At 63.2% G+C, this 24,636-nt stretch carries 24 protein-coding genes and 5 tRNA genes; 24 read left to right on the forward strand and 5 right to left on the reverse strand.

The genetic code is table 11. From position 1 onward, the window contains the following. Positions 1–15: 15 nt before the first annotated feature. Both ACRECX_RS09235 and ACRECX_RS09240 read left to right on the forward strand, forming a co-directional pair. Positions 16–912, forward strand: coding sequence for a hypothetical protein (locus ACRECX_RS09235; RefSeq protein WP_431558544.1), 897 nt, complete (start codon positions 16–18; stop codon positions 910–912). Next, entirely contained in the window at positions 909–1,970 is a 1,062-nt protein-coding gene (locus ACRECX_RS09240) for a GNAT family N-acetyltransferase (protein ID WP_431558545.1), read from the forward strand. The genes ACRECX_RS09235 and ACRECX_RS09240 overlap by 4 nt, the downstream gene beginning before the upstream one ends. 6 nt (positions 1,971–1,976) lie before the next feature. Here ACRECX_RS09240 and ACRECX_RS09245 read toward each other — a convergent pair whose 3' ends face one another. Continuing rightward, complete coding sequence (locus tag ACRECX_RS09245; protein ID WP_431558546.1) at positions 1,977–2,396, reverse strand: VOC family protein; 420 nt, start codon at positions 2,394–2,396, stop codon at positions 1,977–1,979. A gap of 462 nt (positions 2,397–2,858) precedes the next feature. Between ACRECX_RS09245 and ACRECX_RS09250 the strand changes: the two genes are divergently transcribed. From ACRECX_RS09250 to ACRECX_RS09270, 5 genes are all read left to right on the forward strand, one after another. Beyond that, entirely contained in the window at positions 2,859–3,431 is a 573-nt protein-coding gene (locus ACRECX_RS09250) for a cold-shock protein (protein ID WP_431558547.1), read from the forward strand. Between the two features lie 11 nt (positions 3,432–3,442). Beyond that, the gene (locus tag ACRECX_RS09255) at positions 3,443–3,925 is read left to right on the forward strand and encodes a DUF192 domain-containing protein (protein ID WP_431558548.1); all 483 of its coding nucleotides are present in this window, start codon (positions 3,443–3,445) and stop codon (positions 3,923–3,925) included. Positions 3,926–4,024: 99 nt separating this feature from the next. Then, a tRNA-Pro gene (locus ACRECX_RS09260) sits at positions 4,025–4,101 on the forward strand. Between the two features lie 31 nt (positions 4,102–4,132). Next, positions 4,133–4,438: an ETC complex I subunit gene (locus tag ACRECX_RS09265; RefSeq protein ID WP_431558549.1), complete on the forward strand. Its 306-nt coding sequence runs from the start codon at positions 4,133–4,135 to the stop codon at positions 4,436–4,438. Positions 4,439–4,474: 36 nt separating this feature from the next. Then, positions 4,475–4,550, forward strand: a tRNA-Arg gene (locus tag ACRECX_RS09270). 61 nt (positions 4,551–4,611) lie between these two features. Here ACRECX_RS09270 and ACRECX_RS09275 read toward each other — a convergent pair. Then, a complete protein-coding gene (locus ACRECX_RS09275) occupies positions 4,612–5,271 on the reverse strand; it encodes a sulfotransferase family 2 domain-containing protein (RefSeq protein ID WP_431558550.1) in 660 nt (219 codons plus the stop codon). A gap of 398 nt (positions 5,272–5,669) precedes the next feature. On the opposite strand from ACRECX_RS09275, the gene ACRECX_RS09280 reads away from it, so the two are divergent. After that, positions 5,670–6,575 (forward strand): SMP-30/gluconolactonase/LRE family protein, encoded by a 906-nt coding sequence (locus tag ACRECX_RS09280; RefSeq protein WP_431558551.1) that lies wholly within the window; start codon positions 5,670–5,672, stop codon positions 6,573–6,575. Here the strand turns inward: ACRECX_RS09280 and metC are convergent. From metC to ACRECX_RS09295, 3 genes are read right to left on the reverse strand one after another with little or no spacing between them, the layout of a single operon-like run. Next, the gene (gene metC / locus ACRECX_RS09285; protein WP_431558552.1) at positions 6,572–7,747 is read right to left on the reverse strand and encodes a cystathionine beta-lyase; all 1,176 of its coding nucleotides are present in this window, start codon (positions 7,745–7,747) and stop codon (positions 6,572–6,574) included. The genes ACRECX_RS09280 and metC overlap by 4 nt on opposite strands. A gap of 39 nt (positions 7,748–7,786) precedes the next feature. After that, positions 7,787–8,617, reverse strand: coding sequence for a 3-mercaptopyruvate sulfurtransferase (sseA, locus tag ACRECX_RS09290; RefSeq protein WP_431558553.1), 831 nt, complete (start codon positions 8,615–8,617; stop codon positions 7,787–7,789). Between the two features lie 42 nt (positions 8,618–8,659). Next, a complete protein-coding gene (locus ACRECX_RS09295) occupies positions 8,660–9,697 on the reverse strand; it encodes a cysteine synthase A (RefSeq protein WP_431558554.1) in 1,038 nt (345 codons plus the stop codon). A 245-nt stretch (positions 9,698–9,942) separates the two neighbouring features. Here ACRECX_RS09295 and ACRECX_RS09300 point away from each other — a divergent pair. From ACRECX_RS09300 to nuoF, 16 genes are all read left to right on the forward strand, one after another. Further along, positions 9,943–10,027 (forward strand) — tRNA-Leu (locus tag ACRECX_RS09300). Positions 10,028–10,099: 72 nt separating this feature from the next. Then, positions 10,100–11,551, forward strand: a complete 1,452-nt coding sequence (gene tig, locus ACRECX_RS09305; RefSeq protein WP_431558555.1) for a trigger factor — start codon at positions 10,100–10,102, stop codon at positions 11,549–11,551. 127 nt (positions 11,552–11,678) lie between these two features. After that, positions 11,679–12,329: an ATP-dependent Clp endopeptidase proteolytic subunit ClpP gene (gene clpP, locus ACRECX_RS09310; RefSeq protein WP_431558556.1), complete on the forward strand. Its 651-nt coding sequence runs from the start codon at positions 11,679–11,681 to the stop codon at positions 12,327–12,329. A gap of 310 nt (positions 12,330–12,639) precedes the next feature. Then, entirely contained in the window at positions 12,640–13,905 is a 1,266-nt protein-coding gene (gene clpX, locus ACRECX_RS09315) for an ATP-dependent Clp protease ATP-binding subunit ClpX (protein WP_431558557.1), read from the forward strand. Between the two features lie 266 nt (positions 13,906–14,171). Continuing rightward, positions 14,172–16,601, forward strand: a complete 2,430-nt coding sequence (gene lon, locus ACRECX_RS09320; RefSeq protein ID WP_431558558.1) for an endopeptidase La — start codon at positions 14,172–14,174, stop codon at positions 16,599–16,601. A 205-nt stretch (positions 16,602–16,806) separates the two neighbouring features. Continuing rightward, on the forward strand, positions 16,807–17,082 hold the full coding sequence (locus ACRECX_RS09325; RefSeq protein WP_431558559.1) for an HU family DNA-binding protein: 276 nt from the start codon (positions 16,807–16,809) through the stop codon (positions 17,080–17,082). A gap of 120 nt (positions 17,083–17,202) precedes the next feature. Then, positions 17,203–17,278 (forward strand) — tRNA-Val (locus tag ACRECX_RS09330). A gap of 157 nt (positions 17,279–17,435) precedes the next feature. After that, positions 17,436–18,986: a phytoene desaturase family protein gene (locus ACRECX_RS09335; RefSeq protein WP_431558560.1), complete on the forward strand. Its 1,551-nt coding sequence runs from the start codon at positions 17,436–17,438 to the stop codon at positions 18,984–18,986. Positions 18,987–19,113: 127 nt separating this feature from the next. Further along, positions 19,114–19,190: transfer RNA gene (locus ACRECX_RS09340), tRNA-Asp, on the forward strand. Between the two features lie 41 nt (positions 19,191–19,231). Continuing rightward, on the forward strand, positions 19,232–19,597 hold the full coding sequence (locus ACRECX_RS09345; RefSeq protein WP_431558561.1) for an NADH-quinone oxidoreductase subunit A: 366 nt from the start codon (positions 19,232–19,234) through the stop codon (positions 19,595–19,597). Next, a complete protein-coding gene (locus tag ACRECX_RS09350) occupies positions 19,588–20,145 on the forward strand; it encodes a NuoB/complex I 20 kDa subunit family protein (protein WP_431558562.1) in 558 nt (185 codons plus the stop codon). Before ACRECX_RS09345 ends, ACRECX_RS09350 begins: the two co-directional genes overlap by 10 nt. A 28-nt stretch (positions 20,146–20,173) precedes the next feature. Then, positions 20,174–20,800, forward strand: a complete 627-nt coding sequence (locus ACRECX_RS09355; RefSeq protein WP_431558563.1) for an NADH-quinone oxidoreductase subunit C — start codon at positions 20,174–20,176, stop codon at positions 20,798–20,800. Then, on the forward strand, positions 20,797–21,234 hold the full coding sequence (locus tag ACRECX_RS09360; protein WP_431558564.1) for a thioesterase family protein: 438 nt from the start codon (positions 20,797–20,799) through the stop codon (positions 21,232–21,234). Before ACRECX_RS09355 ends, ACRECX_RS09360 begins: the two co-directional genes overlap by 4 nt. Next, positions 21,234–22,460: an NADH-quinone oxidoreductase subunit D gene (locus ACRECX_RS09365; RefSeq protein ID WP_431558628.1), complete on the forward strand. Its 1,227-nt coding sequence runs from the start codon at positions 21,234–21,236 to the stop codon at positions 22,458–22,460. Before ACRECX_RS09360 ends, ACRECX_RS09365 begins: the two co-directional genes overlap by 1 nt. 116 nt (positions 22,461–22,576) lie before the next feature. After that, the gene (gene nuoE, locus ACRECX_RS09370) at positions 22,577–23,329 is read left to right on the forward strand and encodes an NADH-quinone oxidoreductase subunit NuoE (RefSeq protein WP_431558565.1); all 753 of its coding nucleotides are present in this window, start codon (positions 22,577–22,579) and stop codon (positions 23,327–23,329) included. Then, positions 23,329–24,627, forward strand: coding sequence for an NADH-quinone oxidoreductase subunit NuoF (gene nuoF, locus ACRECX_RS09375; RefSeq protein WP_431558566.1), 1,299 nt, complete (start codon positions 23,329–23,331; stop codon positions 24,625–24,627). The genes nuoE and nuoF overlap by 1 nt, the downstream gene beginning before the upstream one ends. The last annotated feature ends 9 nt before the right edge of the window (positions 24,628–24,636 follow it).

The following is a 24,636-nucleotide window of genomic DNA, read 5'->3' on the forward strand; positions in this document are numbered from 1 at the left end:
ATCCGAGGGTTGGGGATGAAGGGCAAGCTGACCATCTCCGTCGACCTGGAACTTGCCTGGGGCGTTTGGGACGAGCTCACGCCCGAGCGACTCCGGCTGGCCGAGGACGCCGAACGGCCCATCTGTGCCGCCTTGATCGAACTCTTCGATCGCCATGCCATCCGCGCCACTTGGGCCATGGTCGCCGCGCTCCTTGATGAAAAGAGTTCCGAGGCGCGTCCCGGGGCCAAAGGCTGCTGGTATGCGCCGGACATCGTTGAGCGGCTTCTCGCCGCCAAGACGCAACACGAAATCGGGAGCCACGGCGGCCACCACGTCTATTACGACGAGATCGACGCCGCGTCGGCCGGGGAGGATCTCGCCTTCGCGCGCAACATCCACCGGCGGAGCGACCTGCCGTTTGTTTCGATGGTGTTCCCGCGCAACACGATCGGACACCTGCCCGAACTCGAAAAGGCAGGTCTACGGGTCTTCCGCGGGCCCGATGCGGGACCAGTGACGACGTTGCGGAAAGCCGTTCGTCCCCTGGGCCAGGCGGCCAATCTGGCGGACAAGCTCCTCCCGTTTCCGCCGCCTCTGGTGCATGCCGCGCGGCGGGGCGCGATGATCGAGGTTCCTGGCTCCATGTTGCTTATCGGGCGGAACGGCCTCCGCCGCTTCGTGCTTCCCACCGTGACCCGGGCGAAGCTGGAACGCGGCCTGGCCCGCGCCCGAAGCCACGGTGGCGTCTTCCATGTCTGGTTCCACCCGTCGAATTTCTACTATCGCCGCGACGAGCAACTCGACACCCTCGATTGGTTCCTCGAGCGTGCCGCGGACGAGGCCGCACGCGGCCACATCGACGTACTCACCATGGGAGCCTACGCCGACAGCCAGTCCACGGAGCGCTCGAGCCCGGCAATGGCGTCATGAGCGATCGCGACGCCGAGCGGCCGGGGGTCTATGCCCTCGTGCCGGCGCAATCCGTTTCCAACGACAAGCTGCTCGCTTTCGCCGCGTCGGTTTTGCCGGAGACCTCCCCCGAGCGCATGCTTCAATCCTGGTGGCGGCGCGCCGATCCTTCCCTAGCCGTCGCCGCGTTGCATCAGGGCACGAGGACAATAGCGGGACTCTGCGTCGGCCGGCCCAGCACGTGGATGATTGAGGGCAACAGCTGTCCTGCTGTGGCCATTTGCAGTTGGTACGTCGCGCCGGACCACGGCGGAAGGCTGATTGGCCGCCGGCTGGTGCGTCACTTCGAGGCGCCGGACCGGCTCATGTACGCCTACTCCCTGTCCGATGACGCAATCAGATACCTGTCGCGTCTCGGTTGGGTCGGTCCCTACGCGTCATCGCTCTACGCCCTGCCGTTGCCGCGCGCTGCGCGCATGGTGCATGCGCTCTTGAGGCGCGAGAGGGATGTCACGTTTGCCGAATACGAGGTGCAGGCGCCGGCGATGCCGGAGCCTCTTGGTGCAGATCTCGAACGTATCGCAGCGGTCACGGAGCACGGCCCGTACGCCCACATGCGCCGCGGGCGCGATGAGTGGGCGTGGCGGCTCAGCGTCTGCGGTCCACGATCGTATTGGTTCTGTGTGGCATCGCGATCCGGCAAGCCTGTTGGCTATATCGCGGCGCGACGCATGACACCGGGGTCGAGCCGCATTCTCGGTAAGCGGGAGGGCGCCATGATCACCGATCTGGTGGCGCCGGAGAATGATCCTGGCGTTGCCCGCGCCCTCGTCGCCAAGGCTGTGTCGTTTGCCGGCGACCTCAGGGCCTTCGTCGTCCTCGCGGCAACCACGATCCCAACTCATGACGCCTGTTATGCGGCCCTCGGCTTCCTGTCGCCACGCTTCCCAGCAATCGGACGGCGCCTCGCCGGGAGTGCCCCGCAATTCATGTGGCTGCCCCGCGGTCCGGGCGCGCATCTTACGGCCGACAGGATGGCGCTTAGTTTCTCCGACTCCGATGTCGACCTCAATCTGTAGGCCCTGCTACCACTTGCCGGTATTCGGCATGGACGCCCAAGGCTCCTGCTTCGGCTTCGGCCCGCCCTTCTGCAACAGCTCGATCGAGATGTTGTCTGGGGAGCGGATGAAGGCCATGTAGCCGTCCCGCGGCGGGCGGTTGATCGTGACGCCGCCCTTCATCAGTCTGTCGCAAGTCGCATAGATGTCGTCGACCTGGAACGCGATGTGGCCGAAATTGCGGCCTTCGCCATAGATCTCCGGATCCCAATTGTAGGTGAGCTCGACGCTCTCCTCCTCGTCGCCCGGCGCTGCCAAATAAATAAGCGTGAACCGGCCTTGCTCACTTTCCATGCGCCGGACTTCCTTCAGCCCGAGCTTATTGCAGTAGAAATCAAGCGACTGGTCGATGTCGGAAACGCGCACCATCGTGTGCAGATACTTCATCGGGTCGTCTCCTTGGGGTAGGTGCCTCGACGCCGGAGCCGACCCTAAAGCGGAGGGCTCTGCCGTGGCAAGGGCGCGCCCGCCCCGGCCGGCACGTTCACAAAAGCAAATTCGTCAACGATTGTTGCACGGCGTCCACAGCGCTGCCGGCAAAATGCGCCGAATGAAAATTTACTCGCTGGCAGAAATATTTGACTGCGCTTCATCGAGATTTCTGCCTTCGCATCGGCGCGATCACCGTGCCGCGCGCACTGCGACAGATTCACTTGCCGATCAGACGCTTGCACGCGTCTTTGCGCAAGCGTCACGAAGTCAGGCGGCGACTGTGGAGAATGGATGACGCTCTGGAAAATTCTAGTAGCCACCTTAAGCGGCAATGCTATGTTCGCAAGAGAGTGTTCCAGCCGATTCGTTGGTGAGGCGTCGTGTCGGCTGCGGGAAGTGAAGCGGGGGAATGCGGCAATGGGGGCGAAGGACGCGCCACAAGTAGAAGGCCATACCCAACGCGACGAGGAAGCCACAGTTGATGTGTTCGAGGTTTCAGGGTCGATCAAGTGGTTCGATGCGTCAAAGGGTTATGGGTTCATTGTTCCGGACGAAGACCTACCCGACGTTCTCCTGCATGTGACCTGTCTCCGTCGCGACGGCCACCAGACCGCCTACGAAGGGGCGCGTGTGGTATGCGAGGTGCTGCGCCGGCCCAAGGGGTTGCAGGCGTTCCGGATTCTCGAGATGGACGACTCCACGGCGATCCATCCCTCGCAGCTGCCGCAGCGCACTCATGTGATGGTGATCCCCGGGAGCGACTGGGAACGGGCCATGGTCAAGTGGTTCAACCGGCTGCGCGGCTTTGGGTTTCTGACCCGCGGTCCCCAGACATTGGACATCTTCGTCCACATGGAGACCTTGCGGCGGTGCGGCTTCACCGAGCTCAGGCCGGGGCAAACCGTGCTTGTGCGCTATGGCCGCGGCCCCAAGGGGCTGATGGCGGCGGAACTCAAGCCCGACGGCGGCAACGGCCCTGCCTCTCACTGAGCAAAGGAAACTTGCTCGCACGCCTCGCCGCCGCATGCCTTTTTGCACTCACGGTCTTGGAGTCGGGGGCAGGCAGCTTCGGCGCTGGCACCGGCACGGTGGTGCTTGAGACTGACACCGGCGAGCATCGTTTCGAGGTGGAGGTGGCAACGAGCGATGGCGAGCGCGCGCTCGGCCTGATGTTCCGCCGCTCGCTGCCCGAGACAGGCGGCATGCTGTTCCTCTACGACCGTCCACAGCCGGCCGCCATGTGGATGCGGAACACGTACATCCCCCTCGACATGATCTTCATTTCGGCGGGCGGGCGGGTGCACCGCATCGAGGCCAACACCGAGCCGTTCTCCACCGAAGTAATCTCCTCGAGCGGCGAGGTGGTCGGCGTTCTCGAGCTCAATGCCGGGCAGGCCGAAAAGATCGGGCTGAAACGGGGCGACCGCGTGGTCTACCCGGGGCTGGCCGGCGCTGCTGCCCCTAAGGGAATGACGCGGCCTTAACCCCTTGGCACTAGCCTGACACAGCCGGGACAATTATGTATGTCTTGCATGGCTGTTCCGGTTCTGCCCGTTTGCCCAGCCATCGCCGGCGAGTTGTTTCGGGGCATAGCGCAGTCTGGTAGCGCACCTGCTTTGGGAGCAGGGGGTCGCAAGTTCGAATCTTGCTGCCCCGACCATTCGCCTCCCGGTCGAAGGAAGAGAAGGATCATGGCCGCACGCATCTACAAGCCCGCCCAGAACGTGATGCAGCAAGGCAAGGCCGCCTCGCGCGACTGGGTCCTCGAATATGTGCCGGCCGAGCGGCGCGTGATCGAACCGCTCATGGGCTGGACCAGCTCCGGCGACACGAGACGGCAGGTCCGCATCAGTTTCGGCTCCAAGGAGGAGGCCATCGCCTTCGCTACGGAGAACGGCATCGCCTTCCGCCTCGAGGAGCCGGCGCCGACCAAGCTCCGGCCGAAGTCCTATGCCGAGAACTTCAAGTTCGGCCGGCCCGACCGCTGGACACACTGAAGTCTCGTGTTTCGGGTTATAGTGGCCGGCAAGAGTGATCCCGTAGCTCAAGGGATAGAGCATCTGCCTTCTAAGCAGAGGGTTGCAGGTTCGAATCCTGCCGGGATCGCCAGCTTCTCCAGCGAATAGCCCTGCGCCGCCGCGACATTCTTGGTGGGCTCGAGAGTTTAAAGCTAAGCCAGTCCCTGCTCGGCTCGCCACTTGAGACACCAGTCCAATGTCTCCCTGTCGGCCTTGTACCATTCGGCGATATTTCTACGTGCTGTGTTTGACAGCGATCGCTCCGCGTCCTTTGGGCCACGATGGGCGGACTCATCGTCAGAAGGGAGCGCAGCGCTGTCCTCAAGATCGAGCCGGTCGCGCAACTCCGGAAGGTCGCGGTCCAGGTCATTGGTCCACCCGACAAAGAGAATTTTCCCTTTGTGCCGCTCAAGGAACGGCGACGCGCGCAGCCACAGGTGGAGTGGATGCTTGACGTGATTGATGGCATGCATCGCCAGCGCCGCCGCCATGCGTTCCCAACGGTCCGTTGAGGACAGCGCTTCGGCCAAGGAGTTCGCCGTCGGAAACGCGGTGAACGCCATGGCCTCTTCTGGCCGACAGTTCGTGTCCCTCGCGGGCGGAGCTTTACGCAGCCGCGAATAGAAGCCGGACACGAAGCGCTCTACTGGATCGCGGACGACGAAAAACACCTTGGTGTCGGGCGCCTCGCGCCACAGGAGCGGCAGGGTCATGTCGTGGCTGTGCAGGGCGAAGCGGCTGTCGCCGCGCAACATGGACTTGATTGCGCTGCCTCCGGTCTTGCGGATGTGAATGAAAGTGACTGCCGACATAACGCAAAATAGTCACCGATCTTAGTTACGTTACCTGCGGTGCTGATTGAGGACGTACAATGTAACGCCACTGAGTGTCGCGAATCCAGACGAAGGCGCGCTTGGATTTTTCGCAGTTTTTCACGCCTTCATCAATGGAAGAACTCCGGTGTAGAACTTCACGTCGCGGAGCTGCCTCAATCGGCATGCCGGGACACTTCACCCGGGGGATAGATTTCGCCGCCCACCACCGCTGCGCCGTCATGGCGCATCCCGGCCCAGCAGGGTACACTTCTGGCGAATACAAGCGTTGCGGATCGCGGCGTTTTCGATGCCCGGCAACCTTCTAAACAGAGGGTTGCAGGTTCGAATCCTGCCGGGATCGCCATTTCTTTGGAGAGACCGCGCAGGGTGGCGTCATGCGTCTGATTCTTGGCCTTGTTCTGACTCTGATCCTCGTAAACGCCGCGCACGCCGCCGGGCCGAAGCTCATATGGGAAGCCAAGGGTCTGGCCCAGCCCGAATCCGTCGTCTACGACCCGGTCACCGACGTGTTCTATGTCAGCAACATCAATGGCGCCGTCATGCAGAAGGACGGCAACGGCTTCATCACCAGGATCAAGCCGAACGGCACGATCCTCGAGCGGGAATGGGTGAAGGGCCTGAATGCGCCGGCCGGTCTCGCGCTACGCGACCGTACCCTCTATGTCGCCGACGTCGATGAGCTCGTCGAGATCAATGCAGCCTCTGGCCGCATCGCCAAGCGTCACAAGGCAAATGGCGCGATCTTCCTGAATGACGTGGCTGTCGCCGAAGACGGAACGGTCTACGTCACCGACACGCCCATGAACGCGATCTGGCGGCTCAAGGACGGCGCTTTCGAACCGTGGTTCGCCGACGACGCGTTGAAGGGGCCGAACGGCCTCCTCGTCCAAGGCGACAAGCTTATCGTCGCCTCATTCGGCAGAATGCCGAGCCAAGGTCAAAAGCAGGAGCTTGCCGGCCTGCTCGCCGTGACGATCGAGGACCAGAGCGTGACGCCTCTGGGCAAAGGCGAGCCGATCGGCAATCTCGATGGGCTCGAGGCGCTAGAACCCGGCGTCTACCTCGTCACTGATTGGGCGGCGGGAGCCCTTTACCGCATCGACTCCAAGGGCAAGGCGGATCAGCTCATCAACCTCAATCAGGGAAGCGCCAACCTCACCCTCATCCCCGGGACAAACACGGTGCTGATTCCGATGATGCTGGACAATACTCTCGCAGCCTATCGGCTCGAAGAAGCCGAGCCCGCGGAGCCGGTCCCCGCAAAGAAGAAGAAGCGCTAGGCGCGGGCGGCGAGCCTGGCGAAGCCCGCCTCGAGATCGGCTTTCAAGTCTTCGACGTCTTCCAGCCCCACATGCAGGCGGAGCGCCGGGCCTTTCTCATCCCACGTGGTTGCCGTGCGATAAGTGCGTGGATCGAAGGGTAAAATCAGGCTCTCGAAGCCGCCCCACGAGTAGCCCATGCCGAACAATTCGAGCCTGTCGACCATCGCGGCCACCGCCTCATGCGAGCAGGGCTTCAGCACAATCGAAAAGAGGCCGGACGCGCCGGTAAAGTCGCGTTGCCACAGCGCGTGCCCGCTGTCGCCGGGCAGCGCCGGATGGATGACGCGCGCCACTTCAGGGCGCGCCTTGAGCCACTCGGCTAGGGCCAACCCCGATTTCTGATGACGCTCGAGCCGGACACTGAGACTTCGCAAGCCGCGCAAACCGAGATAGACGTCTTCCGGCCCCGGACATAAGCCAAACTCGTCGTGCGTCTTTGCCACCGCTTGCGTCGTGTCCTTTGTCATGGTGATGGCGCCGAGCATGGCGTCGGCATGACCGCCGATATATTTGGTTGCCGACTGGATCGACACGTCGGCGCCGTGGTCGAAGGACTTGTAATAGAGCGGTGTCGCCCAGGTATTGTCGAGAATGACAATAGCGCCGCGTGCATGCGCCGCTTCGGCGATGGCGGGAACGTCCTGCACCTCGAAGGTCTGCGACCCCGGCGACTCGGCAAACACGACCTTCGTCTTGTCGGTGATCAGTTCGGCGATGCCGCCACCGACGAGGGGATCGTAATACGTCGTCGTGATTCCGAGCCGCTTCAACACGTTGTCGCAAAAACGCCGCGTCGGCCGGTAGACGCTGTCAGAAACAAGGATGTGGTCTCCGGCGGAGACGAAGGAGAGCAGCGCCGTCGCGATCGCGGTAAGCCCGGACGGCGTCAGCAACGTGGCATGCCCGTCTTCCAACTCGGCGATCACCGACTGGAGCGCTTGCACCGTGGGCGTGCCAAGGCGCCCGTAGCTATACTCCTGTGAATTCTCTTCGAGACACGCGAGGCTGGGGAACAGAATGGTTGAGCCGCGAAAGATCGGCGTGTTGACGAAGCCATGATAGCGCGCTGGGTCGCGGCCGCCGTGCGCCAGCGTCGTATCCTGTTTTCGAGGCCTTTTGGGTTTGCTCATGTGAGCCTTTGGCCGGGGTAAGGGGTCCTTTGACCGGCGTCAACCGGTCTCGATGGGAAGGCTCTCATTAGCGCCCCATTCCGCCCACGAGCCGTCATAGACCGAGGCGCGGCGATGGCCTGACTCGGCGAGTGCGAGCGCCAATACGCAGGCGGTAATGCCGGACCCGCAACTCGTCACCACCGGCTTTTGCGGATCGACCCCTGCCGCCTCGAACACCTCTTGTATCTCCGCCGCCGATTTGAGTGTGCCGTCGGTGTTGAGAACCTGGCTGTAGGGTACGTTGTGCGCCCCGGGTATGTGGCCGGAGCGCAGGCCAGGACGCGGCTCTGGCGCTCGTCCCGCGAACCTTTCCGGCGAGCGTGCGTCGACGATGATTGCCGACTTGTCGTTGATCACGCCTTTGATGTCATCGACGTCGCGTAGGAGGTCGAGATTGCGCCGCGCCGTGAAGTGCCGGGTGGTCCGCGCCGCCGGCTCTCCCGTCACGAGCGGACGGCCCTCCCGCTTCCATTTTGGCAGGCCGCCGTTCAGCACGCTCACGTCGTCGACACCCATGACGCGGAACATCCACCACACGCGCGGCGCGCTGTACATGCCCGCCCTATCGTAGACCACGATGCGCGACCCGTCGCCAACACCCATGCTGCGCATGCGCGAGGAGAACTTCTCCGGCGGCGGCAGCATGTGGGGCATGGAGCTCTTGGTGTCGGCGATTTCGTCGATGTCGAAGAAGATCGCGCCGGGAATATGCTCCTCTACATATTCGGCGCGCGCGTCCTTGCCCTCGTTCGGCATGTACCAAGTGGCGTCGATGATCACGACGTCGGGCGCATCCAACTCACGCTCAAGTTCGTCCGTCTCAATCAACCATGTCTTCGGCGTCGACAAATTCCCAACTCCAATTCTTCGCTAAACGAACACCCTGGGCGCCGGAACCGCCTGTCCCTGGTCGAGCCATTGGGGCACCGGCAGACCTTTCTCGCGCAGGAATTCGGGGTTGAACAGCCTGCTTTGGTAACGGGTGCCGTAGTCGCAAAGCACGGTGACAATGGTATGGCCGGGCCCCATGTCCCGGGCAAGGCGGACGGCGCCTGCCACGTTGATGCCGCTCGAGCCGCCGAGGCAAAGGCCTTCCTCGCTCAACAGATCAAAGACAACGGGCAGCGCCTCGGCGTCGGGGATCTGGTAGGCCTCGTCGATCTGGGCGCCTTCGAGGTTGGCGGTGATGCGCCCTTGGCCGATGCCCTCGGTGATGGAGCTGCCTTCCGCCTTCAGCACGCCGTGCTTGTAGTAATTGTAGAGCGCAGCCCCCATGGGGTCGGCGAGACCGATCACCACGTCCTTGTTGTGCTCCTTGAGGCCCATTGACACGCCGGCAAGGGTGCCACCGGTCCCCACCGCGCAGATGAAGCCGTCCACTCTGCCATCGAGGTCGTGCCAAATCTCCTGCGCCGTCGTCTCGATATGGCCTTGGCGGTTTGCCACGTTGTCGAACTGGTTCGCCCAGACCGCGCCGTTCGGCTCCGTGCGCGCAAGTTGCTCGGCGAGGCGGCCGGAATATTTCACGTAGTTGTTCGGGTCTTTGTAGGGGACCGCGGGGACCTCGATCAGCTCAGCGCCGGTCAGCCGCAGCATGTCCTTTTTCTCGTCCGACTGCGTCTCGGGGATGACGATGACAGTCTTCAAGCCCAGCGCGTTGCCGACAAGGGCGAGGCCGATGCCGGTATTGCCGGCCGTGCCTTCGACCACCGTGCCGCCGGGATTGAGCCTGCCCGCGTTGAGCGCGTCACGAATGATGAAGAGCGCCGCGCGGTCCTTCACCGACTGGCCGGGATTCATGAACTCGGCCTTGCCGAGGATGGTGCAGCCGGTCTCCTCGGACGCGCGCTTGAGCTTGATCAGCGGCGTGTTGCCGATCGCCTCGATAATGCCGTTGCGGTAGGACACGGGGGGCCTTCGGAATCTTCTTCCCGTGCAACCTAATGAGGGCGATCAGCCACCGCAAGACGCGGAAATTGCACGAAAGGCGACGCCGGAAGCATACCGTTCCACGCCCCCCCGGCGAGGCGAACCATGGATGGGATGCGGGGGGACAAAACGAGGGCCCCATGGGCTAGCAGCCGGGGAACCCGCTGTGTATATAGACCGCCGGGGCGGGGTCCCGGCGCGTCCCGTGCCGGTGATCCTTGGACGCGGGCGTGGTGAAACTGGTAGACACGCCAGATTTAGGTTCTGGTGGCTTCGGCCGTGGGGGTTCAACTCCCTCCGCCCGCACCAACCAACCTCGTTGGATGGTTTGAAGCAAATTGAGGCGCCCAAGGCGCTGAACGATGGTGGATTGAGACGGGTATGAACGTCATTGAAACGAATGAAGACGGTTTGCGCCGTCAGTTGAAAGTCGTCATCGGCGCAGCCGAGCTCGAACAGCGGCTCTCCGCGCGCCTCGACGAGCTCAAGGGCAAGGCGAAGATCAAGGGCTTCAGGCCAGGCCACGTGCCCAAAGAGCATCTGCGCAAGGTCTATGGCCGCTCGGTCATGGCCGAGGTCGTGCAGCAGGCCGTGGCCGAGACGAGCCGCGAGGCGCTGTCCCAGCGCGAAGAGCGGCCGGCATTTCAACCGAAGGTCGCCCTCCCCGAGGACGAGGCCGAGATCGATCAGATCTTCGCCGGCACCGGCGACCTTGCTTACACGCTGTCCTTCGAGGTGTTGCCCAAGGTCGAGGTCATGGACCTCGGCAAGCTTGCCCTGGAGCGCCCGGTCGCCCCTGTCACCGACGAGGACGTCGGCAAGTCGATCGAGCGCATCCTTGCCACCAACCAGAATTACAAGCCGAAGGACGGCGCCGCCCAGAAGGGCGACCGGGTGACCATCGACTTCGTTGGCAAGATCGACGGCGAGGTCTTCCAGGGTGGCAGCGCCGAGGACGCGCCGATCCTGCTCGGCCGCGGTGGCTTCATTCCGGGCTTCGAGGAGGGGCTGATCGGCGTCAAGGCAGGCGAAGCACGCGACGTCGACGCGACCTTTCCCGCCGATTACGCGGAAACCAAACTCGCCGGCAAGACCGCGCGGTTCGAGGTCAAGGTGAAAGAGGTCGCCGCGCCGGAGACACCGGCCTTGGACGACGAGTTCGCCAAGAGCCTCGGCGTGGAGTCCGTGGACAAGCTGCGCGAGACCGTCAAGGCGCGCATGGAGCAGGACCGCGCCATGGCCTCGCGTCTTAAGGTCAAGCGTGCGCTGCTCGATGCCCTCAACGAGGCCCATGCATTCGACCTTCCCCCGACCCTTGTCGACAACGAGTTCGAGGCGATCTGGACACAGGTGACGAAGGACCTTGAGCAGTCCAAGAAGACCTTTGAAGACGAGGGCACCACGGAGGAGAAGGCGCGCCAGGAGTATCATGACATCGCCGCGCGGCGGGTCAGGCTGGGACTGCTGCTGTCGGAGATCGGCCAACGCAACCAAATCACCGTCACCGACGAGGAGGTAAACCGGGCGCTTCTCGAGCGCATCAGGCAGTTCCCCGGGCAAGAGCGGCAGGTTTACGACTTCTACCGCAACCATCCGGAGGTGCTGGCGGAGCTCAGGGCGCCGATCTTCGAGGACAAGGTGGTGGACTATATCCTGGAGCTGGCGAAGGTGACGGAGAGGCCGGTTAGCGGCGAGGACCTCTACGCCGATCCGGACGACGAGCACGGCCATCATCATCGCCATGGTCACGACCATGATCATGACCATGACCATCATCGCGGTCATGACCATGGCGATGACCATGGTCATCACCACGGCCACAAGCACGACTGAGCGAATGGAACGCACGGGGGCGGGGCATTATGGCCTCTTCCGTTTCGGGGCCCGACCCCATATGTAGTAGGGCGAATCCGAGAGAATCGCTGCCCTCCAGTGCGCCGAAGAGGCGAAGAGACAACCCATGAAGCATCCGGCCGACACTTTCATGAGCACCCTCGTTCCCATGGTGGTTGAACAGACCAACCGCGGCGAGCGTGCCTACGACATCTATTCACGCCTGCTGAAGGAGCGGATCATCTTCGTCACCGGCCCGATCGAGGATCACGTGGCCTCGCTGATCACCGCGCAGCTTCTGTTTCTGGAGGCGGAGAACCCGAAGAAAGAGATCTCCATGTATATCAACTCGCCCGGCGGCGTCGTGACCTCCGGCATGGCGGTTTACGACACCATGCAGTTCGTGCGGCCTCCGGTGGCCACGCTATGCATAGGTCAGGCCGCTTCCATGGGATCGTTGCTGCTGTGCGCCGGCGAGAAGGGCATGCGCTATGCGCTACCCAACGCACGCGTCATGCTGCATCAGCCCTCGGGCGGCTTCCAAGGCCAGGCGAGCGACATCGAGCGTCATGCCGAAGACATCATCAAGATGAAGCGGCGTCTCAACGAGGTCTATGTGCGCCACACCGGCCAGGACTACGAGACCATTGAGAAGACGCTCGACCGTGATTACTTCATGTCGGCCGAGGATGCGCGGAAGTTCGGCCTCGTCGACGAGGTGATCAACAAGCGGCACCCGATCGAGGAGAAGCTCGAGAAACTCACTCCCGTCTCCTAGAGCCGGCTCGCATCGCCCCCGGAGCTGGTCCAGCCTCCGTTAGGGCTAACCGACGAATTGGGGACCTCGTTCACGTAGCGTGCGTGTAAGGCATGGAGCCTGCATGGTCAGGCGCCCACGGGGACGCGTCCCCAAGCTGTCAGTGGGATTAATCAATCCTTGATCAGTGACGCCTTAGCATGCTGAGATTGCTCAACGGGCAGCCTTCCCGAGAGGAGAAGCTCACACTTGCAAGGCAGGACAGAAAGCGGCTGGCGCGTGGGCGGGTGGCCGCCGGCGCCGAGGAAACTAAGAAGAATTGGATGAGCGAATGAGCAAGGTGAGCGGCACAGATTCGAAGAACACCCTCTACTGCTCTTTCTGCGGCAAGAGTCAGCACGAGGTTCGCAAGCTTATTGCCGGGCCGACCGTGTTCATCTGCGATGAATGCGTCGAGCTTTGCATGGACATCATTCGCGAGGAGAACAAGAGCTCCCTCGTGAAGTCGCGGGACGGCGTGCCCACTCCCATGGAGATCTGCGCGGTCCTCGACGACTACGTGATCGGCCAGGACTACGCCAAACGCGTGTTGTCGGTCGCCGTGCACAACCACTACAAGCGGCTCGCGCACTCGGGCAAGAATTCCGACGTCGAGCTTGCCAAGTCGAACATCCTTCTGATCGGGCCCACCGGCTGCGGCAAAACGCTGCTCGCGCAGACGCTCGCTCGAATTCTCGACGTGCCCTTCACCATGGCCGATGCCACGACGCTCACTGAAGCGGGGTATGTCGGCGAGGACGTCGAGAACATCATTCTGAAGCTGCTTCAAGCCGCCGACTACAACGTCGAGCGCGCGCAGCGCGGCATCGTCTATATCGATGAGGTCGACAAGATCAGCCGCAAGTCGGACAACCCGTCGATTACCCGCGACGTGTCGGGCGAAGGCGTGCAGCAGGCTCTGCTCAAGATCATGGAAGGGACCGTTGCGTCGGTACCCCCGCAAGGCGGACGCAAGCACCCGCAGCAAGAATTTCTCCAGGTCGACACGACGAATATTCTGTTCGTGTGCGGCGGCGCGTTCGCCGGTCTCGAGAGGATCATCTCCGCCCGCGGCCGGTCCACGTCGATCGGCTTCGGCGCCAAGGTGGAGGCCGTCGACGAGCGGCGCACCGGCGACATCCTGAGAGGTGTCGAACCCGAGGACCTGCTGAAGTTTGGTCTTATTCCCGAGTTCATCGGCCGCGTTCCGGTGATCGCCACACTCGACGACCTCGACGAGGAAGCTTTGATCCGTATCCTGACCGAGCCGAAGAATGCGCTGGTCAGGCAGTATCAACGTCTGTTCGAAATGGAGGACGTGCAGCTCTCCTTCGCCGAGGAGGCGCTGCGGACCATCTCCAAGAAGGCGATCGATCGCAAGACGGGCGCGCGCGGCCTCAGGTCCATCATGGAAGGCATTCTGCTCGATACGATGTTTGAGTTGCCGAGCATGCGTGGGGTGGAGGAGATCGTCATCAGCCACGAAGTGGTTGAGGGCAAGGCGCGTCCCTTGCGCATCTATTCCGAGCGGCATGAGGAGCTCGGCTCGAGCGCCTGAGCATAGGCCGCCAATCACCGCTTGAAGGGAGGCGCGAATCCCGCTCAAATTGGCTGGAATTCGGCTTGCGTCTCCTGGGAAAGGCCACTTGACTGCGGCACCGGAGGTCGCCACTTACGAGGGCCGGCGAGCCAACATGCCGCAGTGCCTGCCCCGGCCGTTGCCGGGACAATGCTTCCAGGTAGCGGCCCTTGGGGAGGGGACTTAGAACGTAGGTGCGGACTGCCGTCACGGTACCGCCCAAAAAGAAAGCGACGGAACTGCCCATGACTGATCCGAAACCGGCCGTAACCACAGAAGGTGCGCCGGAGCTTTACCCGGTGCTGCCGCTCCGCGACATTGTTGTATTCCCCTACATGATCGTGCCGCTCTTCGTCGGCCGCGAGAAGTCGATCGCGGCTCTCGAAGAAGTGATGCGCTCGGATAAGCATATCCTGCTCGTCGCCCAGAAGAACGCGAGCGACGATGAACCCGCCGCCGACGGCATCTACGACATGGGCACGCTTGCCTCGGTGCTCCAGCTGCTCAAGCTGCCGGACGGCACGGTGAAGGTGCTGGTCGAGGGGACCCGCCGCGCCGTCATCAAGCGCTACACCGAAAACGAAGCCTATTTCGAGGCCGAGACGGAGCGTGTCGCGGAGACCCTTGGCTCGGAGGAGGAGATCGAGGCGCTCGCCCGCTCGGTCGTGTCCCAGTTCGAAAGCTATGTGAAGCTCAACAAGAAGATCTCGCCCGAGGTGCTCGGCACCGCGAGCCAGATCGAGGACTATTCCAAGCTCGCCGACACCATTGCCTCGCATCTCGCCATCAAGATCGCCGAGAAGCAGCAGCTCCTCGAGATCACCTCGGTCTCCGAGCGGCTGGAGCGCGTCTTCACCCTGATGGAGAGCGAGATCTCGGTCCTTCAGGTCGAACGCAAGATCAGGAGCCGCGTCAAGCGTCAGATGGAGAAGACGCAGCGCGAGTACTACCTGAACGAGCAGATGAAGGCGATTCAGAAGGAGCTTGGCGACAGCGAGGAGGGCCGCGACGACCTCGCCGAGATCGAGCAGAAGATCGAGAAGACCAAGCTGTCCCGCGAGGCACGCGAGAAGGCTCTTGGCGAGCTCAAGAAGCTCCGCCAGATGAGCCCGATGTCGGCCGAGGCCACGGTGGTGCGCAACTATCTCGACTGGCTGCTGACGATCCCCTGGGGCGTCAAAAACAAGATCAAGCGCGACCTCGACGACGCCCAGAAAATCCTCGACGAGGACCATTACGGGCTCGAGAAGGTCAAGGACCGCATCGTCGAGTATCTCGCGGTGCAGAACCGCACCAACATGCTGAAAGGTCCGATCCTGTGCCTGGTCGGCCCGCCCGGCGTCGGCAAGACCTCGCTCGGCAAGTCGATCGCCCGCGCGACGGGCCGCGAGTTCGTGCGCATGAGCCTTGGCGGCGTCCGCGACGAGGCCGAAATCAGGGGCCACCGCCGCACCTATATCGGCTCGATGCCCGGCAAGGTGATCCAGTCGATGCGCAAGGCCAAGAAGGTCAACCCGTTGTTCCTGCTGGACGAGATCGACAAGATGGGCGCCGACTTCCGCGGCGATCCGGCCTCGGCCCTGCTCGAAGTGCTCGATCCGGAGCAGAACCACACGTTCAACGACCACTATCTGGAGGTGGATTACGACCTCTCCAACGTGATGTTCGTGACCACGGCGAACACGCTCAACATCCCGCCGGCCTTGATGGACCGCATGGAGATCATTCGCATCGCCGGCTACACCGAGGACGAGAAGGTCGAGATCGCCCGTCGCCACCTGATCCCCGAGCAGACCAAGAACCACGGCCTCGAGGCCGAGGAGTTCACCCTTGAGGACGACGCGCTGCAAGAGATGATCCGTCGCTACACCCGCGAGGCGGGCGTTCGCAGCCTCGAGCGCGAGATCGCCAAGCTCGCTCGGAAGTCGGTGAAGGAGCTGCTCACCACCAAGAAGAAGTCGGTGCGCGTCTCGCGCAAGAACCTTGAGGACTATCTTGGCGTGCCGAAATTCCGCTATGGCGAGGCCGAGCTTGAGGACCAGGTCGGCGTGGTCACCGGCCTTGCCTGGACCGAGGTCGGCGGCGAGATCCTCACCGTCGAGGGCGTGATGATGCCCGGCAAGGGCAAGATGACCGTGACCGGCAACCTGCGCGATGTCATGAAGGAATCGATCCAGGCCGCCAACGCCTATGTGCGCTCAAGGGCCGTGGATTTCGGCATCGAGCCGCCTTTGTTCGAAAAGCGGGATATCCACGTTCACGTACCCGAAGGGGCCACCCCGAAAGACGGTCCGTCCGCCGGCGTCGCCATGGTGACGGCCATCATCTCGATGATGAGCGGAATCCCGGTGAAGCGGGAGGTGGCCATGACCGGCGAGATCACCCTTCGCGGCCGTGTGCTCCCCATCGGCGGGCTCAAGGAGAAGCTCCTTGCGGCGCTGCGCGCTGGCATTAAGACCGTGATTATCCCTGAGGAAAACGTCAAGGATCTCACGGAGATACCAGATGCGCTTAAGAATGCGCTCGATATTCTACCGGTGTCGCGCGTGGAGGAGGTGCTGAAGATCGCCTTCACCCGTCCGCCCCAGCCGATCGTCTGGGAAGAGGAGGGCGAGGGGGCAGCGCAGGTCGTCCCGTCAAAGGACGAGCCGTCGGCCGGTCTCACGGCCCACTGATCGCTGTGACGGCGCATTCCGCCGTCGATTTGCCTCAATCGCGTGGTCCGGCCTTGTGCACAGGGCTGGTCCATATTTGTTGATTTTCCGCGTTTTTTGCGCCAGTCATACACCACTTGTTTGTGAATCGGAGCGTACCCAAAGCGGCCTCGAGGGCATGATATGGCTGCCCTGCGATTGGGGCCGAGCGAAAGGATGATGACCCGTGAACAAAGCTGAGCTGGTAGCCCACGTGGCGAAGGAATCTGAATTGTCGAAAGATGCGGCCGAGAAGGCCGTGGACGCGACGTTCAAGAACATCGAGAGAGCCCTGAAGGGCGGAGACGTTGTGCGCATCGTCGGCTTTGGCAATTTCCAGGTCGCGCAGCGCAAAGCCTCCACTGGCCGCAACCCGCGCACCGGCGCTGAGGTGCATATTCCGGCCTCCCGTGTGCCGAAGTTCCGCGCCGGCAAGGCTCTCAAAGAGGCCGTCAACGGCTAAGGCCTGACCGCGCAGAGTTTTTCGAAGGGCGGGGCCTCGCCGCTTTGCGCGGGGCTTCGCCCTTCTTATTTGCAGCATAGGCAACCGCGCCCGGTTGCTCTATCGCTGGTCCCTTGGCATGGGCGGTTAGCTCAGTTGGTAGAGCGCCACGTTTACACCGTGGATGTCGGCAGTTCGAGCCTGTCACCGCCCACCACGCTTCGCCCTTCGGGCTTCGCGTGGCGCAGCCGCGCGGAGCCCGTTAGGCCGACGGCGGGCATTTCCTTCGCGAGCTTCGGCTTGGCAGGCCATTTTCGCTTCGCGCTTCTGGCTGCGCGTAGCGTCAGGCCGGAGTTGAGGGAATCCAGGATTGAATGACGCACTATGACGCCATCGTCGTCGGTGCCGGGCACAATGGCCTGACCTGCGCGTGCTATTTGGCAAAGGTAGGACTGCGCGTGCTGGTGGTTGAGGCGAAAGCCGCCATCGGTGGCATGACGAGCACCAGGGAGCTTGTCCTCCCTGGGTTCCACACGGACGTCCATGCCAGCGGATACCAACTCGCCAACCTCTCCTCGGCCGCGGACGAGCTTGGCTTACAGGGCCTCGGGCTCGAGCTGATCCGCCCCGAGGTGTCCCTCAGCAAAGTCTTCCCGGACAACCGCTGCCTCAGCATCCATGCAACCCTTGATGGGACCTGTGCGAGTATCGCCAAGTTCTCGTCGCGCGATGCCGATGCATGGCGGGCGCTCTATGCCGGGTACCTGTCGGATAAGCAGCATCTGCGCCAGGAACTCGAGAGCCCGCCGCGTCCCCCTGGCGCCATAACCACGGGGCTCGAGAACGATCCGCACGGCCAGGAACGCCTCCGTCTTCGCCTGCAGTCAGTGCGCTCGTGGGCCGCGGAGACCTTCGAATCGGAAGCGATGCGCGACCTGATGGCTGATTTTGCCGGCCATGCGGGATTTGCGCCGGACGACGCCGGTGGCGCGGCCTTTGCCCTTCTCTTCCTTTCGGTCATTCAGGATGCAGGCAACCGCGCGGTCAAAGGCGGCATGGGGCGCCTGCCGGCGGCGCTGGCGGCCTGCCTCGCCCGGTACGGCGGCGAAATTCGCACGGGCGCCCCCGTAGCGCGAATTCTCATAGAAAACGGGGCCGCCGCCGGCGTAGAGCTTGCCGGCGGAGAATGCGTCCGCGCCGGATGCATCGCCTCCAGCATCCACCCTCGCCATCTCATCCTGCAACTGTTGCAGGGGGCCGGCCTCGATCGACCCATGGTCGAGGAGATCGAAGCGTACGAGCTCGGCGTCTCGCAGATGGGCATTTATCTTGCGCTTTCCGCGCCGGCGACCTACCGCGCCGGCGACGAACCGTCGCGGGCGACGCAGGTCCATCTCATGCCGCGGTCGACGGACGGGCTCGCCGAGGCCTTCTGCGCCATTCGCGCCGATCGGCTGCCCGGCGAGCCGTCGCTCTTCGTCGTCAACGAGGCGAGCCTCGATTCGAGCCGCGTGCCGCACCGCAAATCCTCGCTCAAGATCATCCTGACGACGGTGCCGTTCGCCGTCGACTGGCACAAAGAGCGCGTTTCGTATGCAACGGCCGTTCTGGAGAAAATTGCCCAGGACTACATCCCCGACCTCCAAGAGAAGATCATCGGCACGGCGATCATGTCGCCCGTGGACTACGAGGCTGACCTCACCTCAGCCTTGCACGGTACGGTGACGCACGGCGCCATGACTCTCTATCAGCAAGGCGCCATGCGGCCGACCCTGCGTTTGGGGCAATACCGGGGGCCGATGAAAGGGCTTTATCTGTGCGGAGCAGGCAGTCATCCGGGGCCGGGCGTCTCAATGATGCCTGGGCGGAACGCGGCCTTGAGCATTCTCGACGACCTGAAGCGGTTCGGAAGCGCGGGGCCGTAGGAGGCCCGTGGTCCCCGTGCAACGGCGGAAAACCGCCCCATGCCCCTTCTCCGCCTCGCCTTGACTTGGCGAATCCGAGGCCGTACATGCTGGAATATCGCCTCTGGCCGTGGGTTACGGCCCGGTAGGGGGTGTAGCTCAGTTGGTTAGAGCGCCGGCCTGTCACGCCGGAGGCCGCGGGTTCGAGTCCCGTCACTCCCGCCATTCTTGGCCCCGTGGACGCAAAAGAAGGCTTCGGAAAAGCCATGGGCCAGCTGCTTCAAGATTATCTGCCACTCGTCATTTTCATCGGCATCGCGTTTGTGATCTGCACGATCCTGCTGCTCGTGCCGTTCGTCATCGCCGTCAGGAAGCCGGACCCCGAGAAGGTCTCTGCCTATGAATGCGGCTTCGACGCTTTCGACGACGCGCGCATGAAATTCGACGTCCGCTTCTACCTCGTGTCGCTTTTGTTCATTATCTTCGATCTTGAGGTCGCGTTCCTGTTCCCCTGGGCCGTCGCCTTCGACCACGTAGGCGCGCTGGGCTTCTGGTCGATGATCGTGTTCCTGGCCGTTTTGACCATTGGCTTCATCTATGAGTGGCGAAAAGGCGCGCTTGAATGGAATTGATGCCCGAGCCACGGTTCGAGAACGAAGGGAAGGCTGGCGGCCTGATCACCCCGGGCGCCACGAGCTTCGGCGTGTTCTCAGACGAGCTCGCCGACAAGGGCTTTCTCCTCACCACCGCCGACGATCTCATCAACTGGGCGCGCACCGGCTCGCTCATGTGGATGACCTTCGGGTTAGCCTGTTGCGCCATCGAGATGATGCAGGCGTCGATGCCCCGTTACGATCTCGAGCGGTTCGGCTTCGCGCCGCGCGGCAGCCCGCGCCAGTCTGACGTGATGATCGTCGCGGGCACGCTCTGCAACAAGATGGCGCCGGCATTACGCAAGGTCTACGACCAGATGCCCGAGCCGCGCTATGTGATCTCTATGGGCTCGTGCGCCAATGGCGGCGGCTACTACCACTACTCCTACTCTGTGGTTCGCGGTTGCGACCGCATCGTGCCGGTGGACATTTACGTTCCGGGTTGCCCGCCGACGGCCGAAGCGCTCGTCTACGGCGTGCTGCTCCTGCAAAAGAAAATCAGGCGGACCGGAACGATCGAACGCTAAAATGGCCCGCTCTGATTTTGGAGCCTTGATGGACGACGCCCTCAATAAGCTCGGCGCCTATCTCGCCGGAAAACTTGGGCCGAAGCTCACGAGCTTTCAGGTGGCCCTCGGCGAGCTCACCATCGAGGTGAAGCGCGACAGCATTCCGGAGGTCATCACCTTCCTGCGCGACGACGGGCGCTGCCGCTTCGGCTGCCTGATCGACATTTGCGGCGTCGACTACCCGGAGCGCGACGAGCGTTTCGATGTGGTCTACCACCTGCTGAGCCCATGGCTGAATCACCGCATCCGCGTGCGCACCACGGCGAGCGCCGAGACGCCGGTGCCCAGCATTGTCGGGCTGTTTCCCGCCGCCAACTGGTTCGAGCGAGAGGCCTACGATCTCTATGGCATCCTGTTCGACAGTCATCCCGACTTGCGCCGCATCCTCACCGACTACGGCTTTCAGGGCCATCCTCTGCGCAAGGACTTCCCGCTCACCGGATTCGTCGAGCTGAGATACGACGATCAGCTCAAGCGTGTCGTGTACGAGCCCGTCGATCTCCACCAGGAATTTAGGACTTTCGATTTCCTGAGCCCCTGGGAAGGGATGGGCACCGCCATTCCCGGCGACGAAAAGGCTGGCGAGGCCCCTGACCGGAAGGGGGAACAGTGAAGCCTTCCCTCAAAGCCGGCCTGAAACACAGCTTCTCCTACACGGTCCCGGTCACCAAGACGGTGCCGCACCTCTATCCTGAGGCGCCGCAGCTTCAGGCCATGCCCGAGGTCTTCGCCACCGGCTTCATGGTCGGGCTCATGGAGTGGACCTGCGTCCAGTTGCTTGAGCCGCATCTGGACGAGGGGGAGGGCAGCCTTGGCGTGCACATCGACGTCTCCCACAAGGCTGCGACCCCACCGGGCTTCACCGTGACCGTCGAGGCGGAGTGCACCGAGGTACGAGGACCGCGGGCCCGCTTCAAGCTCAGGGCTCATGACGATGTCGAGGAGATTGGTTCCGGCACCCATGAGCGCTTCATCATCGGCTGGGACCGTTTCAATCGCGGCGTCACGGCGAAGCTCGCCAAGTCTCAAGCCAAGGTTGATGCATGATGGCAGAGATGGAGACCAAGGCTCCTTCGATCGACAGCGGCAAGCGCGAAGGCGACGAGCGCACCTTCACCATCAATTTCGGCCCGCAGCACCCGGCCGCCCACGGCGTGCTGCGCCTCGTGCTCGAGCTCGACGGCGAGGTGGTCGAGCGCGTCGATCCGCATATCGGCCTGCTCCACCGCGGCACCGAGAAGCTGATCGAGCACAAGACTTATCTCCAGGCGGTGCCTTATTTCGACCGGCTCGATTATGTCGCGCCGATGAATCAGGAGCACGCCTTCGCGCTTGCCGTCGAGAAGCTTGTCGGCGTCACCGTGCCGAAGCGGGCCCAACTCATCCGCGTGCTGTACTCCGAGATCGGGCGGCTGCTGTCCCATGTTCTCAACGTCACCACGCAAGCTATGGATGTCGGGGCGCTCACGCCCCCGCTGTGGGGCTTCGAGGAGCGCGAAAAGCTCATGGTGTTCTATGAACGCGCCAGCGGCAGCCGCATGCACGCGGCCTATTTCCGTCCCGGCGGCGTGCATCAGGATCTCCCGCCGGAGCTAGTGGACGACATTTATGCCTTCTGCGACCCGTTCCTGAAGGTGTGCGACGACATCGAGGGCCTCCTCACCGACAACCGCATCTTCAAGCAGCGCAACGTCGACATCGCCGTGGTGAGCTTGGAGGACGCCTGGGCGCACGGCTTTTCCGGCGTCATGGTGCGTGGCTCCGGCGCCGCCTGGGATCTGCGCAAGGCGCAGCCCTACGAGTGCTACGACGCGCTTGAGTTCGACATCCCCATCGGCAAGAACGGCGATTGCTACGACCGCTATCTCGTCCGCATGGAGGAGATGCGCCAGGCCATCCGCATCATGAAGCAATGCTGCGAGCGGCTGACCACGACGCCTGGGCCGGTCACCGTCGAGAACCACAAAATGGTGCCCCCACGCCGCGCCCACATGAAGGCCTCCATGGAGGCCCTGATCCACCACTTCAAGCTCTATACTGAGGGCTACCACGTGCCCAAAGGCGAGGCCTATGCGGCCATCGAAGCACCCAAGGGCGAGTTTGGCGTCTATCTCGTCTCCGACGGCACCAACCGGCCTTACCGCTGCAAGATCAGGGCGCCGAGCTTCGCCCATCTCGCAGCCCTCGAATTCCTGTGCAAAGGCCACATGCTGGCGGATGTGGCGGCCGTAATCGGATCGATCGATATCGTGTTTGGGGAAATTGACCGCTGACTATTGCAGTGCACAATACACCGAGTACGTATATGCACTAGAAGATGACGGCGTACGTGCATGCGTTGGCACCTGCGTCGGCCTGGGCAACACCACGCGAGACCAAGAAGACGAACATGAGCGTCCGCCGCCTCGCCGCCGAGCAGCCTGAAGGCTTTGCCTTCACGCCCCAGAACCTTGAATGGGCCAAGGCGGAGATCAAGAAATACCCGGAAGGCCGTCAGGCCTCTGCCGTGCTGTCGCTTCTGTGGCGCGCCCAGGAGCAGATGGGCGATTGGATCCCTGAGCCTGCGCTCCGTTACGTATCCGACATGCTGGGCATGGCCTATATCCGCGTCTACGAGATCGTGACCTTCTACACGATGTTCAATCTAGCGCCGGTCGGGCGGCACTACGTGCAGGTGTGCGGCACGACCCCCTGCATGCTGCGCGGCTCAGAGGACATCATGGCCGCATGCCGCAAACATATCGGCCCGAAGGACACGGTGAGCGGAGACGGCATGTTCTCCTGGACCGAGGTCGAGTGCCTCGGCGCCTGCGTGAACGCGCCCATGGCCCAGATCAACAAGTACTACTACGAGGACCTCACGCCCGAGAACTTCGAGTGGATACTCAACAATCTGCGGGCAGGACGCGATGTGGAGCCTGGCCCGCAGAATGGGCGGCAAACGTCGGCGCCGCTCGGCGGCCCCAATACGCTCACGGACCCTTCGCTTTATGCCAAGGACCAGTCCGGGCCTGAGCCCGGATGCGCCGGCGCCGCTCTCTTGGACGAGCGCGCGAAATTGCCCGGCGCCGCCGCCAATGTGCGCGAAGCTGCTGTCCCCAAGCCGCCGCTCGCCAAGGGTAGAAAGCCGAGGCCGTCGTGATGCTCGAGGACAAGGACCGTATCTTCACCAACCTCTACGGCCTTCACAGCTGGCGGCTTCCGGCGGCGCGCGCCCGCGGCGCCTGGGACGGCACCAAGGACATGATCGCCCGCGGCCATGACGCCATCATCGACGAGGTCAAGGCCTCTGGCTTGCGCGGCCGCGGCGGCGCCGGCTTTCCCACCGGCCTCAAATGGTCCTTCATGCCGAAGGCCGACAGCCGTCCGAGCTATCTCGCCGTCAATGCCGACGAGTCGGAGCCCGGTACCTGCAAGGACCGGGACATCATGCGCCACGACCCGCATCTTCTGGTCGAAGGCGCGCTGCTCGCCGCCTTCGCCATGCGCGCGCACACTTCGTACGTCTACATTCGCGGCGAGTTCATCGCCGAGCGCGAGATCCTGCAAGCGGCCATCGACGAGGCTTATGACGCCAAGCTGATCGGTAAGAATAACGTCAACGGTTGGGACTTCGATCTCTATCTGCATCACGGCGCAGGGGCCTATATTTGCGGCGAGGAGACGGCGCTGCTCGAAAGCCTTGAAGGTAAGAAGGGTCTGCCGCGCCTGAAGCCCCCGTTCCCGGCGAATTGCGGGCTGTATGGCGCGCCGACCACCGTCAACAATGTCGAGACCATCGCCTCCGTCCCCGACATCCTGCGCCGCGGCGCCACCTGGTTCGCTTCCCTCGGCCGTCCCAACAACACCGGCACCAAGCTCTATTGCATCTCCGGCCACGTGAATACGCCCTGCACCGTCGAGGAGGAGATGGGCGTGCCGCTGCGCGAGCTGATCGACCATTACGCCGGCGGCGTGCGCGGCGGTTGGGACAATCTCCTTGCCGTCATTCCCGGCGGCTCGTCGGTGCCCTGCATCCCGACGAGCGAATGCGACGACCTGCCCATGGATTTCGACAGCCTGAAGGCCGTGGGCACGGCGCTTGGCACCGGCGGCGTGATCGTCATGGACAAATCGACCGACATCATCCGCGCCATCGGCCGCATCGCCTATTTCTATAAGCATGAGTCGTGTGGCCAGTGCACGCCATGCCGCGAAGGCACCGGCTGGATGTGGCGCGTGCTGGAGCGCATGGCCAAGGGCGAAGCGGAGAAGGCCGAAATTGACATGCTGCTCGACGTGAGCCACCAGGTGGAAGGCCACACGATTTGTGCGCTGGGCGACGGCGCTGCCTGGCCGGTACAAGGACTGATCCGCCATTTCCGCCACGAGATCGAGGCGCGCATCGACGCGCAGGCGGCGAAGCCGATCGCGCCCTCGGTGCCGGTGGCGGCGGAGTAGGGGCCGTGT

It is taken from the genome of Methyloceanibacter sp. (assembly GCF_050726195.1).
Taxonomy (GTDB): Bacteria; Pseudomonadota; Alphaproteobacteria; order Rhizobiales; family Methyloligellaceae; genus Methyloceanibacter.